This window comes from Vagococcus sp. WN80Y, assembly GCF_059621045.1.
Map to the genome: position 1 here is coordinate 22719 of NZ_JCAQHY010000161.1, position 14572 is coordinate 37290.

General features: G+C 34.4%; 15 protein-coding genes. 1 reads left to right on the forward strand and 14 read right to left on the reverse strand.

Features of this window, described 5'->3' with window-relative positions; translation table 11 throughout:
* Positions 1-122 precede the first annotated feature (122 nt).
* The 9 genes from AC5KOD_RS14270 to AC5KOD_RS14310 form a co-directional block, all read right to left on the reverse strand.
* Positions 123-1049, reverse strand: coding sequence for an aldo/keto reductase (locus AC5KOD_RS14270; RefSeq protein WP_496915238.1), 927 nt, complete (start codon positions 1047-1049; stop codon positions 123-125).
* A 97-nt stretch (positions 1050-1146) separates the two neighbouring features.
* Positions 1147-2316 carry an MFS transporter gene (locus tag AC5KOD_RS14275; RefSeq protein ID WP_496915239.1) on the reverse strand — a complete coding sequence of 390 codons (1170 nt, stop codon included), beginning with the start codon at positions 2314-2316 and terminating at the stop codon, positions 1147-1149.
* Positions 2317-2515: 199 nt separating this feature from the next.
* Complete coding sequence (locus tag AC5KOD_RS14280) at positions 2516-3550, reverse strand: AI-2E family transporter (RefSeq protein ID WP_496915240.1); 1035 nt, start codon at positions 3548-3550, stop codon at positions 2516-2518.
* Between the two features lie 103 nt (positions 3551-3653).
* Positions 3654-5477, reverse strand: a complete 1824-nt coding sequence (locus AC5KOD_RS14285) for an acyltransferase family protein (protein WP_496915241.1) — start codon at positions 5475-5477, stop codon at positions 3654-3656.
* Positions 5478-5980: 503 nt separating this feature from the next.
* Complete coding sequence (locus AC5KOD_RS14290) at positions 5981-6199, reverse strand: YozE family protein (RefSeq protein WP_496915242.1); 219 nt, start codon at positions 6197-6199, stop codon at positions 5981-5983.
* Positions 6196-6720: a peptide-methionine (S)-S-oxide reductase MsrA gene (msrA, locus tag AC5KOD_RS14295; RefSeq protein WP_496915243.1), complete on the reverse strand. Its 525-nt coding sequence runs from the start codon at positions 6718-6720 to the stop codon at positions 6196-6198. Before msrA ends, AC5KOD_RS14290 begins: the two co-directional genes overlap by 4 nt.
* An 8-nt stretch (positions 6721-6728) precedes the next feature.
* Positions 6729-7394, reverse strand: coding sequence for a YpmS family protein (locus AC5KOD_RS14300; RefSeq protein WP_496915244.1), 666 nt, complete (start codon positions 7392-7394; stop codon positions 6729-6731).
* Between the two features lie 10 nt (positions 7395-7404).
* On the reverse strand, positions 7405-8292 hold the full coding sequence (locus AC5KOD_RS14305; RefSeq protein ID WP_496915245.1) for a GDSL-type esterase/lipase family protein: 888 nt from the start codon (positions 8290-8292) through the stop codon (positions 7405-7407).
* 100 nt (positions 8293-8392) lie between these two features.
* Positions 8393-9232 carry a DegV family protein gene (locus AC5KOD_RS14310; protein ID WP_496915246.1) on the reverse strand — a complete coding sequence of 280 codons (840 nt, stop codon included), beginning with the start codon at positions 9230-9232 and terminating at the stop codon, positions 8393-8395.
* 131 nt (positions 9233-9363) lie between these two features.
* On the opposite strand from AC5KOD_RS14310, the gene trhA reads away from it, so the two are divergent.
* Positions 9364-10008 (forward strand): PAQR family membrane homeostasis protein TrhA, encoded by a 645-nt coding sequence (trhA, locus tag AC5KOD_RS14315; protein ID WP_496915247.1) that lies wholly within the window; start codon positions 9364-9366, stop codon positions 10006-10008.
* A 65-nt stretch (positions 10009-10073) separates the two neighbouring features.
* Here the strand turns inward: trhA and AC5KOD_RS14320 are convergent, their stop codons facing one another.
* From AC5KOD_RS14320 to AC5KOD_RS14340, 5 genes are all read right to left on the reverse strand, one after another.
* Entirely contained in the window at positions 10074-10568 is a 495-nt protein-coding gene (locus AC5KOD_RS14320) for a dihydrofolate reductase (RefSeq protein WP_496915248.1), read from the reverse strand.
* A gap of 30 nt (positions 10569-10598) precedes the next feature.
* Positions 10599-11546: a thymidylate synthase gene (locus tag AC5KOD_RS14325; RefSeq protein ID WP_496915249.1), complete on the reverse strand. Its 948-nt coding sequence runs from the start codon at positions 11544-11546 to the stop codon at positions 10599-10601.
* A 16-nt stretch (positions 11547-11562) separates the two neighbouring features.
* On the reverse strand, positions 11563-13443 hold the full coding sequence (locus AC5KOD_RS14330) for an ABC-F family ATP-binding cassette domain-containing protein (protein WP_496915250.1): 1881 nt from the start codon (positions 13441-13443) through the stop codon (positions 11563-11565).
* Positions 13444-13613: 170 nt separating this feature from the next.
* Positions 13614-14075 (reverse strand): hypothetical protein, encoded by a 462-nt coding sequence (locus AC5KOD_RS14335; protein WP_496915251.1) that lies wholly within the window; start codon positions 14073-14075, stop codon positions 13614-13616.
* 105 nt (positions 14076-14180) lie between these two features.
* Positions 14181-14522, reverse strand: a complete 342-nt coding sequence (locus AC5KOD_RS14340; protein ID WP_496915252.1) for a thioesterase family protein — start codon at positions 14520-14522, stop codon at positions 14181-14183.
* Positions 14523-14572 lie beyond the last annotated feature (50 nt).

Consider the following 14572-nt stretch of genomic DNA (forward strand, 5'->3'; position numbering starts at 1 on the left):
AACACAAACAAGAATATCAAGCATAAAACTCTTAATAAACTAATAGTTGAATATTAAGTGTAAACTATGACCTAGCTGGAGAGTAAAGAGAAAAAAGAAGTTGCAATATGCAACTTCTTTTTTTATGAAAAGGTTCGATCAATAAATGCTAGTTCATCTTGATTAAGTTCGAAACTAATTGCTTTTAGATTATCAGCAACCTGTGTTGCTCGTTTAGCACCAGGGATGATGGCTGAAATATCTGCCCGTCTTAAGTACCAGTTTAAAACAATATGAGTAATCTCAACATGATATTTATTTGCAATAAGTTGTAATAAATTGACTTTTTTGACTATTTCCCGATAGCGCTCCCCTTGAAAGTTAGCTTGCTTACTTCTAAAATCGCTCTCTGGAAAATTAATCTCAGCTTGATATTTGCCAGTCAATAATCCCGACGCCAAAGGGAAAAACGGAATGTAAGAAATGCCGTGTTCACTGCAGTAAGCCATCACTGTTTTTTCATTTTGTCTAGCAATCAAATTATATTCATCTTGAACTACATCGACATAGCCTTCTTTATTCGCTTCTTTTAACTGCCTCAAAGAAAAATTAGAAACACCAATCGCTCGAATAATTCCTTTTTGTTTGTACTCATTTAATACAGCGACTGCTTCATCTTTCGGTGTCTCTTTATCTGGAAAATGAAGATAGAAAATATCTAGGTAGTTAGTTTGAAGACGTTTCAACGAATTAGTAATCGCTTGTCTAATAAATTCGGGATCATTAGAGTGTCCTGTACCATTAGGTAAATGAGATGCCTTTGTTGCAATAACAACCTGTTCACGAGAGTATTCTTTGACCACTTCGCCTACCAATTCTTCTGAGCGCCCTCTGCCGTATGCAAAAGCCGTATCAATTAACGTAATACCATTGTCAAGTGCATAACGTATTAAGTCTTTTCCTGCATCTTCATCCAAATTAGGATACAAATTATGGCCACCAACTGCATTAGTCCCAACACCAATGATAGAAGCTAATACATCAGAGTTACCAATTTTAATTGTCTTCAACTGAACTTACCTCCTCGATTATTTATTATCATTATAGCATGGGTTTCACTTATGATGATTAAAGTATTTAGTCAATAATCAAATTGAGCTACAACGTTTATTTTTCTTTAAAAATTAAATGGTGTCCGATCAACCCTAACCCTAGATAACACATTCCTACAAGACAGACACCTGTCCACCCAGCAATTTGCCATGCAATTGAGCCAAGCAAAGAGCCTGTAGCTCCACCAATAAAGTAAGCAAACATAAAAATAGTATTATTACGGCTACGATTTTCATCACCTAAAGCCTGAATTCGGGATTGATTGGAAACCTGAGCACTCTGCGTACCTAAATCTAACAAAATAACACCTACAACCAAACCAATAAAATGGTGTCCGATTAGAAGTAGCAAAATGAATGAGATTCCTTCTATCAAGGTTCCTAAGCCAACACCAAAGCGAGGTCCTTTATGATCTGCTACTTTTCCCATATATACAGATGCTAACGCGCCAACAACCCCGACTAAACCAATATATCCAACTTCTTTTGAACCCAAATTGTAAGTAGGACTTTCCATATAAAAAACTAATGTCGACCAAAATACGTTAAAACCACCAAAAATAAAGAATCCGTTAAAGGCACTTTCACGGACGGTTCTTTGAGAGTTGAACAGTTTAGGTAAAGAGAGCATCAATTCCTTATAAGACAATTGAGAAACAGGTGTATTTTTAGGGAAAATAACAAGGACTAAAACGATCAATATTACTGCTAGCCCAACACCACAATAATAAACAGCTCGCCATCCGAGATAGGCACCCACAAATCCACTGAAGCTTCGAGACAATAAAATACCGATTAACAAACCACCAGTAACAGTTCCCAAAACAGAACCTCGCTCTTTTGGGTGAGCCAATTGACCTGCAAATGGGATAATCAATTGAGGAATTATGGATGTTAAACCTATCATGAGCATTAGTGTCATCAATGCATAATAATTTGATATGATTCCTGTTAACGCTAGAACAACACTTACTAAACTAAGCATTAAAATAATTAATTTTTTCCGTTCAAATATATCACCAAGTGGGACAATAAAAAGCAACCCTAATGCATAGCCTATTTGACTTAGGGTAGGTGCTAACCCCATTTGACCTACACTAACACCTAATTCAGAAGCAACCATCCCTTCCAGAGGCTGAATGTAATACAGACTCGCGATTGAAATACCACACACAAATGCCATAATAAATGTTAATTTTTTTGATATACCCTTTTCTACTTCCAAACGCTTTTCACTCCTAAGTAAAATTCTATGTTTTTTACGCTCAAATACATCTGAATGTCAATTGAATTAATAACGCTATTTAATAGTACTCCTTAATTGAAAAAAATTCTACTCTTCAATAGAAAAATTCCCATCATCTTTTAAATTTTTTTAAGTAACAAAAAAGCCAGCGTATTTTAGCAGCACTGGCACAATCACTTTATTTTTTTATTCGAAGAGGAACTTTGTGTTTCTCTTTAGGTTTCACTTCTAATAAATCAAGTAAAAATACAAAAACTGGAATACCAATAACTAATCCCCAAACACCAAAAAACTTCTCAGAGAACATTAAGATAACAAAAATGAAAAAAACCGGTAAGTCTGTTTTACTGCTCATTAACTTAGGATTTAATAGATATGATTCCAACATATGAATAACTGCAATCATGATCAAAACATAGATGACATCTTGAATTCCACCGACTGTATAACCTAAAAGTGCTAAAGGAATACATGATATAATGACTCCAGCAACTGGAATTAGACTAAAAATAAAAATCATTAGAGCTAAGCTTAAAAGCTGTGGAAAGCCCATAATATATAGGCCAAGTGTTGTTAATCCTGTGTTTACCAATGCAATCATAAACTGTGCTTCGATCACTACACCAAACGTATTAACAAACTTCCGACCTAAATAGGCCACATCTTGACTAAACCAACTAATCTTACTCGTTAAAAATAGCTTACTAAAACTTTTGACCCATTCTTCTTCGATACAAAAGAAAAAACTCAAAACAAAGGACATCACAAATGTCATTCCCATTGATCCAATACTTGAAACATAATCAAAAACCACCTTAACACCTGATGTTAATTGATCTTTAATTTCTTTAAAACTAATATTTTGACTTACCCATTCCAAAACTGAATTATCAGTCATCGGCTTCTGATAGAATGCGAATAGTGACTCAATCATCGTGAAGGTTTGGTTGATTAATTTCGGAACATAAATGGTTAATGCAAAATACAAGAAAACCACAATTAACCCATAAATCCCTATGGCGATAATCTTCTTTGGTAATTTAATCTTTTGATGAATCCCCCCAACTAATCGAGTGATTAAATAAGTTAGAATGAATGTCAATAAAATTAAACTGATAATTTCCCTAATTAAAAATAGTACGAGACAGATAACCAGCAAGACAACGGTTCTTCTGAGACTGTCATTTTGCTTAAATTTTTCCCATATAGTCAAAAAGTACCCTCCAAATCATCATTTATTTTTTTATTATCTCATACTATGTAAAAATAACAAGTCAGAGCTCTCCAATTTTTTACTGTTAGAGAGTTCTGACTTGCTACTCAGTTGTTTGACTTGTTTCCGTTTCACTAGTCGATTCCGTTTTACTTTCATCACTTGATTCCGTTTTTGGCGGTAAGTTTAAATCGAAATTGTTCAATTCATTGGTAATAAGATTAATGTATGTCGTTTTTCCATCACCTTCTGTAAGATGGACACCATCCCCTTCTAACAAGCTAGGCGCTTGAAATGCAATACTATACCAATCAATAAGAATAACATTATCTCTGTTTTTTGCAGCATCTGCTAACATATTATTAACATCACTTTCCCAATTGCGTGGAACACGAGTATTAATAATGAAGACATGTGCTTTATCAAATAAATCTAAGAAGGCTGACAAATCCTTCGTATTAAACGGACTGTTAGAGCCTAATTCAATAAAAATCGCGGCATCCGTGCGATTATAATCAGCGTATTTGTCTTCAACTATTTTTTTTGCGTCAACTAATTGTCTTCCAACTTCGCCATCAACCACAATACCAGGAACTGTCTCCATTAACTGATCTTTAATTCCCAATATAATGGAATCCCCTATTGCCAAAGCCTGCTTTAATGTTTCTTTTTTTACAGGCGCTGTTTCACTTGTTTTAGTTATAACTGGTTTAGCTTTTTCAACGTTCTCCGTCAAAAGAAAGTTAGTACCCCAAATCCCTAAACTAAGAACAAAAATTGCTACCAAAGACCCTATAGGATAGTACAATTGATTTTTACTGACATTTTTTAAAGATTCAAAACCTTTCTTTAATCCATCTTTTCTAATAGGTTCTTCAATCCATAAATAAGAAAAATTTGCCAAAACAATGATCAATAAGAGCTGTATAGCAACTAAGCCAATGTGGAATTTTCCGATTAATTTCACTGGCGTGGTTAATGCTACCACTGGATAGTGCCATAAATACAGACTATACGACCTCTTTCCAATCCAGTTTAAAATCGGATGAGCAAAAAAATGACCTAGTTTACTTGAAGGATGCACGATTACTGCTAAAAGAATCACTGTAAACAAAGCTATTAACACTAATCCTCCTCGATACATAAATGTTTGATACTCATTTATGACCAAAGCACTGATAATAAGTGCACTTAGAGCAACTCCCCCAGCACTATCTAAAATTCTTTGAGCCCTTTGACCAAAATTATCCTCTAAGTAATAATATGGCCATAAGAATGCCAAGCCACAACCAGCTAAAATAGTAAAAATACGTGTATCGGTACCATAATACACACGATCTATTGCTGTTGGTTCATATAAAATAGCCATCAACCCAGCTGATAAAACTCCTGCTGTTATAATTGCTATTAAGACATGTTGGCGTTTTTTTAACCATTTGAGTAAACCAAAAAGAGCTAAAGGCCAAAGAAGATAGAATTGTTCTTCGATCGCTAATGACCATAAATGTTTAAACGGACTGGGTGTTCCAAAGGAATCAAAGTAAGGGACTTTCTTAAATATATACCACCAATTGCTCACATAAAATAATGCAGCAATTGCATCACTCCAACTTTTTTCAAAGCTTTTAGGAAATAAGATGAAACAAATTAATAAAACAACACTAAGCAATGTAATGACTGCAGGTACCAAGCGTCGTATTCGCTTAACCCAAAATTGTTTAAAATCAAATTTTTTCACTTGATGCCATTCAATCATTAAACTGTTAGTAATCAAATACCCTGATAAAACAAAAAATATATCTACTCCAATAAAACCGCCTTGAATAAATGGCAGTTGAAAATGATAAAGAATAACGAGAATAATGGCCACAGCCCTTAAACCATCAATGCTAGGCAAATATCTCTTCTTTCCTTGTTTGTTACTCACACATATAAGCCCCCTGGAATTCTTTCATACTTGCATTTTTCATATGCATTTTTGTTATTTAATTATTTCATAATTGAGGAGGTTTGTCATCAATTAACCACCATTTTAATTTATTATCGCCCCCTTTATTGTGATTTTATAACTTGATCATTAACTGTCACACTGTGGGACGTAAAACGACCAAAAAATATTTCTTTTAGGTTAACACATATTACATTTTAACATGTTTTTTACAAATATGTAACAACTAAATTGCTATTAAAACAAAAATTAAGATTTATTTTTGTTTTAAGCTCTTTAAAAACATCTGTTCGTAACATTGGAAATGAAAATCAATTGAAATAATCCTAATATATTGCTTTCATTAATTCCTTTTTTGTAAAAAACACTCCCAAAACAAACTGTCTTATAAGAATTATCATTTTTTCTGAAGTAATCCGAATAAAATAAAAACAACAAACAATAAATGTTATTGTTTGTTGTGATTTGTTTTATGCTAATAATCAATTATGCTCTAAATATTTTTCCCAAAGTTCGTCAAAAATATCCATATTATCAAGATAACTCGTACTTAATTCTAAATAATCACTAATTTCACTATAACTTTCTGACTGTTTAGGAAATTGAATATCAAGACCCATTGCATTAGCAAGTTTTGTTTCAGGCTCATTAATTCTTGGTCCACGTAGTGTTAGGACATAGTGATAGAAACTTCGTCTCACTTGTTTTCCTCCCAATGCGTATCAATGAATTTTTGACGCGTCTGATGAGCCAATTTGTATCTACCAGGGTTTTTTCGATAAAAATCCTGATGATAATCTTCTGCTTTGAAAAAAATTTTAGCAGGCTCTATCGCTGTTACAATTGGATCAGAAAACTTTCCGCTTTGCGCTAAAACCCGCTTACTTGCTTCGGCTATTTGTTTTTGACTCTCATTTTTATAAAATATAACTGCTCGATAGCTATCGCCACGATCCTGAAACTGACCGAAAGCATCTGTTGGATCTGTCTGTTGCCAATAGATTTCAACTAAATCTGCATAAGACATAACCTCTGAATCAAAAATAATTTCAATAGCTTCTGTATGACCAGTTGTATGACTACAAACCTCTTCATACGTTGGGTTTTCTTTATGGCCACCTGTATAGCCTGAGGTAACGCTAATAATGCCTGGTTGCTGGTCAAAAGGCTCAATCATACACCAAAAGCACCCACCAGCAAAAATTGCTGTTTCTTTTTTCATACATTCACCTATTTCGTTTTAGTTTCATTGCTGTCTATTGGTAAGTATACATTAAATCTGATATCATCATCAATTAAATTGATTTTCTCAGCTTTAACAAACATTCCATTTTGTAGTTTAAATTCGTTTAAATGTAAAATAATTGTTTTTTCCTTGGGCAAAACCTCCACCCATTTAGGCACATCAAAATCTTTTGCAACATACTTCATAATCTCACTAATCGGTAAAGGTAAGCTACCTATAGATAAACTTTTAGCTTTTAGTTGCACATTACCATCTTCTGTAACATAAGGGTCAAAGTACAAGTAGAACTGCAAATCATTTCCCAAAACCTTAAAAGTTCCATTTAACAAAGCTCTGTCTTCTAAATAAAAATCATATTGAACACCAGAATCTTTTAAAAAATCGTTTAAATAGTAACTGATAATTTGATTAACCTGCTGCTTTTTCAACTGAACTTGAAACGTTGCCTCTTGTTTGCTGCTAATGGATTCCTCTGTCGCTTTATAATGAGGCTCACGAACAGTTATAACTCGAGTACCAACAAAAATAACTAGCCCTAAGATAATTCCCATCAAAACTAAAAAAGCGATCTTCCAAGGATTATTTAATAGTCCTTTAATAGAGCCTGATTTCTGGTTATTTTTTTTCGACCCATTTTTTTCTTTTTTCATCTTTTTATCCCTACTTTTCTAGCCAATCTTTTTTTGTATCGAACATTTCTTCCTTGAAGCTATTTGCCATGATTTGATAACCTAAGTTATTTGGATGAAAATTATCAACTTCAGAAATCAAATTATTGATTGATGTCTCAGTTGAATTTGTAGAGGATGACCCTGTTGACTGAGTTTCATCGTTACCTATTCCGATTTCACCATTCAAACCTTTGTATAAAGAATCATTAATAGGAATAAAGTAAACCTTCTTTTCCCCTTTAATCGCTTCTTTTGCACCATCATTCCATAGAGTCACAATATCTTGCATTTCACTCATATCTTGAAAACTTAAATAAAATGGGTTATAAATCCCCATTAAGTATATAGGAACTTTCGAATTATACTTGCGAATTTCAGCAACTAAAAGCGATAATTGCTCTTTAAACTTTTCTCGAGGTTTATCAAATGTCTCATAAGAAATATCATTCATAAATTCTGATTTAATCACTTTCATCAAATCGTTACCACCAGCTGTGAGAGTGACAAAATCAGCCTCTTTTAACGCGTCTTGAATATCTTCATTCTTCTTAATTCGTTTTAATATTTGATCACTTCGGTCGCCAGATTTACCGAAATTATCTGCATGAATTGCGTCAATCCCTGTTTCTTCACTAAGAGCCTGCTTCAATAATGGGACATACCCTCCTGTACCGGTCGTATCACCAACTCCTTCTGTCAGTGAATCTCCAATAGCCACAAAATTGAGCAATTGTTTTTGATTAGTTCCTTCAGTCACTTTAGATTGATTTAACAGTGGTTTAGCCTTAGGGATCAGGTTTACTAAAACAATAAAAGTAATCACACAGGCTACTATTAATATACCTACGTTATATTTATATCTATGAAAGAGTTTCATATTTTCTCTCCTATACTGGTATCTTATATCTTAAAACCATTCTATTTGCCACGTTATGATTAAAAAAAACAGACCCACAAGGTGATCTGTTCAATACATCCTACTCAGTGTATAGCATTACTGCAAAGGCGCCTTTTCCCGTGTGGGTAGCAATAATTGATGAAGCATCTAAAACAGGAATATGCATGGACGGAAATAGTTCCTGTAACCCATCTTTAAACCTTTCGGCTGTTTCAATTCCATCAGCATGCGTAATTGCGATTTGCTTAACATTAGTCATTTTTGCTAACTCAACTTTCAATTCGTCAAACCACTTATAGAAAGCTTTAGCTCCACGCCCCTTTGTTAAGGTGACTAATTCAGAATCCAAAAGCTGCATGATAACACGAATATTGAAAATGTTACCTAAAACACCTGTGGCCCTACTGATTCTTCCACCTTTAACTAAATTATCTAACGATGCAACACCGATATATAATAAACTATTTTCTTTAATTTCTTTTACTTTTGCGATAATCTCTTCCTTTGATTTACCTGCTTGGGCCATTTTAGCCGCTTCTATAACTTGAAAAGACAAGCCTTGGTCCGTAAAAGTACTATCAATAACGGTAACATCACTCTTAGATAAAGATGCAGCCTGTTGCGCAGTATTAACAGTCCCACTAATTAATTCTGTCATATGAATCGATATAATAGCACTACCGTCTTCACCTAATGCGTCATAGAGCTCTACAAATTCTCCTATTGGTGGCTGGCTCGTTTTAGGTAAGGCCTTAGCGTTTTCCATCATCGACATAAACTGGCTACCTGATAAGTCTGAATCACGATGAATGACTCCATCAATCATAACTGAAAGAGAAACTATTTCAATATTTAGCTTTTCAGCAATGCCCGCTTCCATGTTACATGACGAATCAGTGACTATTTTTACTTTTGACATATTTATACTCCATCCTTTAAAAAAAGAAATTATTCGTGTAGAATAGATATCAGAGAGATATCGTACAAACTAAGTATAACAGATAAACTTACGATTTTCACTCATTATGACATTAAAAGAGGTGGATAATTATGGAAAACACGTTATTTTCAAAGAAATACTTAATTGTAAATGAAGTATTAAACGCTGTTACACATGGAATTGGTGTGGGATTAAGTATTGCTGGATTAGTCATTCTCTTGGTTAAGGGTGCTAAACTAGGATCTGCCATGCATGTCGTGGCATATGCAATTTACGGGGCCACGTTGATATTACTGTTTCTTGCCTCGACCCTTTTTCACAGTTTGATTTTTACTAAAGCCAAAAAAGTATTTCAAGTATTTGATCACAGTTCTATTTATTTGCTTATAGCTGGTAGCTATACCCCTTTTTGTTTACTAACTATTAAAGGTTGGCTAGGTTGGACCCTCTTCATTGTCATCTGGTTAATGGCCTTACTAGGTGTCGTATATAAGTCTATATGGTTAGCAAAAAAAGGAAATTCAGCGGTGATTATTTATATCATAATGGGCTGGCTTTGTCTTGCCGCATTTAAACCACTTTACTTAGGTTTAGGACCTGTTGGAACAAGTTTACTTGCCTTAGGTGGTGTTTCTTATACTGTTGGTGCAATCTTTTATAGCATGAAAAATGTAAGATTTATGCATGTTGTATGGCACGTCTTTGTCATGCTAGGTGCCGGTCTAATGTACTTTTCAATTTTACTTTACACATAAATCAAAAGAGGGTGAGACAAATGTCTCCCCTCTTTTGATTTCACTCATTTTATGATTAACAGAAGTTAATTAGCTTTTCTTTGATACGTTTCAAATGAATGTTTTACTGTATTCTTTTCATCAACCAAACCTTCACTGATGTTAATCATTGTCCATTCTTCCCAATCTACTAAAGGAAAAAAAGTGTCGCCAGTAAAACTTTCATGTATAACAGTTCTGTATAAAACAGAGCAATCTGGCAAAAACTCTTCATAAACTTTTGCACCACCAGTAATAAAGGTTATTCCCTCAAATGAATCAGCATAATCAAGTACTTCTTGACGAGAATGCATGATCTCGACACCTTCAGCGTGATAGTCATTATTACTTGTTAAGACAATTGTTCGACGATTAGGTAATGGACGTTTCCCCATTCCCTCAAATGTCGTTCTCCCCATCACAATTGTATTGTTCTCAGTTGTACTTTTGAAAAAGGCTAAATCATTTGGTAAATGCCAAGGTAACTTCTCGTCTTTTCCAATCAACCCATTCTCATCTTGCGCCCATATCGCAGCTAACATAATTAAAAATCCTCCTAAAAATATCCCCAACTAAACGGCAATTGGTGCCTTTATTGATGGATGAGGGGTGTACCCTTCCACCATAATATCTTCAACATCAAAATCAAAAACGGATGTTTTTTCATGATTTAACACTAATTTGGGGAATTCCCTTATTTCCCGCTTCAATTGTGTCATCATTTGTTCATCGTGATTACTATATAAATGGGCATCTCCTAATGTATGAACAAACTCTCCAACTTCAAGCCCAGTTTCATGTGCGATTAAATGTGTTAGTAATGCGTAACTTGCAATATTAAAAGGTACACCTAAGAAAACATCAGCACTTCGTTGATAAAGTTGGCAACTTAACTTTCCATCTGCTACATAAAATTGAAACATCGTGTGACAAGGTGGCAATGCCATCGTTGGAACGTCCTCTGGATTCCATGCTGATACAATTAATCGTCTCGAATCCGGATTAGTTTTAATCATCTCAATTACATCACTAATTTGGTCTATAGTCTCGCCTGTTCTGGTCTGCCAATGACGCCATTGGGAGCCATAAATATTTCCTAACTCACCGAATTTTTCAGCAAATTCCTTATCATTTAAAATTCGGTGACAAAAAGTACTTAATTCCTGTTGGTAAACCTCATTAAAAGCTTCATCAGTCACTGCTCGTCGCCCAAAATCAGTCATATCAGGCCCCACGTATTCGTCACTTTTGACATAGCGCTGAAAAGCCCATTCATCCCAAATATGATTATTATGTTGTAAGAGAAAACGAATATTAGTATCTCCTTTTAAAAACCATAATAGTTCACTTTTAATTAAACCAAAAGGAACTCGCTTTGTTGTTAACAAAGGAAAGCCTTGACTTAAATCAAAGCGCATTTGATGACCAAAAACACTCTTTGTTCCTGTTCCTGTGCGATCTGATTTTTCAACTCCTTCAGTCAAAATTTTTTGACCAAGATCCAGATATGCTTGCTCCATAATCTCTCTCCTTCTTTTAAACAAATTCGCTAAGATAGTCCCAACGATTCATTTTCTCTTCCAACAACTGCTCTGTTTGACCTACATCATCTTGTAATTTCTGTAGAGCAGTAAAATCACTGCCTTGATGATTCATCTCTTCAGCTAACATTACAAGTTTCGATTCCAATACTTCTATATCTGACTCAATAGTTTCCCATTCCTTTTGTTCAGCATACGTTAATTTGTTTTTAGGTTTAATATTTGATTGGCTCTCCGCAGTCTTAGTTTTGGGAGTCGTTTTTATTTCGTTCTCTTCTTTTTTAGACTCTTGTAAATAAGAAGACATACTCCCAAAATACTCAATGATTTTACCATTACCTTGAAAAACAAGCAACTTTTCAACTGTTTTATCTAAAAAATAACGATCATGGCTGACAGCAATTACTGCTCCATTAAATTGTTCTAGATAATCTTCCAAAACGGTTAATGTATCTATATCTAAATCATTTGTAGGTTCATCAAGTAGGAGAACATTTGGTTGAGCTATTAGAAGTTTAAGTAAAAACAAGCGACGTTTCTCACCACCTGATAATTTTCCAATAATTGTCCCATGACTCGAACGAGGAAAAAGAAATCGTTCGAGCATCTCGGCAATACTAATAACAGAACCGTCAGCTTGTTTAACTAGCTCCGCGGCCTCTTGCAGATACTGAATCATTCGCATATTTGGGTCTATCTCTTCGTTTTCCTGAGTATAATAAGCTAGACGAACAGTTTCTCCAATTTCATAAACTCCAGAAGACAACTCTAGACGCCCTGCTAAAATATTTAAAAGAGTTGACTTACCTGCACCATTTTTACCAGTTATTCCAATCCTATCGCGTGATTGAACAAGTAGATTAAAATCAGCAAGCAATTGCTTGCCTTCGATAGAAAAATCTCCATGCTTAACAGTCAACACTTTTTTACCTAACCTTTGACTGCCTATAGAGATATCAATCTCACCCTGTTGCCCAATTTGATTTAGTTCCCCTTTTAAGTCTTGAAAACGATCAATTCTTGCTTGTTGCTTTGTTCCACGCGCCTTAACACCCGCTCTCATCCAAGCAAGTTCCTGTTTATATAATTGGTTCCGCTTGTGTTCTTGAGCTCGCTCTGTTTCCTCTCGTTCTGCTTTAGCCATCAAGTATGCCTGATAATTCCCTTTATACTCATGAAGCTTACCAAAAGACAATTCAAAAATTCGATTAGTCACTTTATCTAAGAAATAGCGATCATGCGTTACCATCACTAAAGCTCCCTTATATTGAGCCAAATAGGATTCAAGCCATTCGATTGCTTGGTAATCCAAATGGTTGGTTGGTTCATCTAAAAGTAATAAATCTGGTTCTTGAATTAAAACTTGAGCTAAACCAACTCGCTTCCTTTGACCACCAGAAAGCTCACCAATTGTTTTGCTTAATTCATTAATTCCAAGTTGATGTAGTATTGTTTTAGCGTTGGTATCTGCCAACCAAGCATCTTCTTTATTCATTATTTCTTCAGCTCTGCTATAAGCTTGTTGATACACCTCATTAGCACCGTCTACCGCCAAATTAACTAATGCCAATTCATACTGTCTAACAGCTTGTAACAAAGGAGATTCACCTTCAAAAACAGCTTCCGCCACCGTCAGATTTTCATCAAAATCAGTTGCCTGAGACAGATAACTAATATGGTAGTCATGAGGTTTCTTAATTTCTCCCTGATCTACACCATCTTTATCAGCTAGGATGTTTAAAAGACTTGTTTTGCCGGTTCCGTTAACACCAATCAAGCCAATTTTGTCCTTTGTATGAATCAAAAAGGAGATATCTGTGAAAAGCATCTTTTCACCATATGTTTTAGTCAAATGATCGACTCGAAGTTCTTTCATTCGTTGCGCACCTACTCTTTCTATATCCAATTCATTTTAACAGATAACGAAATTTGACACAAGGTGACTGCTGACCAAAATGTAACTTCTAAACTATCATTTTATAGTCAAAGAATTTACAGTATAAACAAAAAAGACAACCAATTACTTGGTCGCCTCATAAGTGTTATTTATTTAAATTTATCACCATAAATATCATCAACTGTTTTTTCTGGATCAATCACAATATAAAGGTGTTTATCTTTTGAGATTTTAGTTGTTTGATATTGATTGTCTAGTCCTTCTTGACCAGGAGTTCCTTTATCTAAGTAAGGGAAGTATACCCAATCTTCTTTTCCATCATCAAAAATGATTACCATTTTTTCAATATCTTCATACTTCAACGCACGCTCAAACATCCCTAATTCTAACCCGCCTTGGTTAATATCATCTGTTTTAACATGATCCGCTTCTTCAAATATTTCAATTTTTAATCCTTCGCATGGATTAATTTTTTGGAAATCTCCGCCATTAATACGGCCAAAACTTGTTGTAATATGTTTAATCCAAAGATCACCAATATGTTCGCGTTGAATAGTCCATGTTTCACTGTTTCTAAAATAAAATCTAAAACCTGTCATTTGTTTAGTCATTTGTAATTTCTCCCTTTGGCTAATGCCTTTATTCTTTATAAGTTCATTATATCACAAAGTTTTTATATTTGCACTGTTTTTTGTTAATTTTTTCACAGTTTTTTTCTAATTATCTAACTTGCTCATGAACCTATTAATATCAACGATTACACGTTGATGACTTCCACGTGCAAGACAATCTTTATTCTCAAAAATTTCAAAATTATAAGTTAATTTGCGAGAACTTCGTTCAGTCAATTCAACTTTCACTTGAATATGACCTCCAATTTTAGAAGCCTTCAGATGACTAAGCACAATTTCCGTCCCAACAGTCGTCTGACCTATTATTAAAAATTGATTTGCTAGTTCTTTACACGCATTTTCAGCAAAAGCTACTAAAGCTGGTGTAGCTAAAACTTCTAAATCACCTGAACCCATTGCTTGGGCAGACGAATCTCCCTCAATCAAATGTTCTTTTTCAAGATAAATAGGTATAGGTCTTTCCTCCTTCCTTCTAA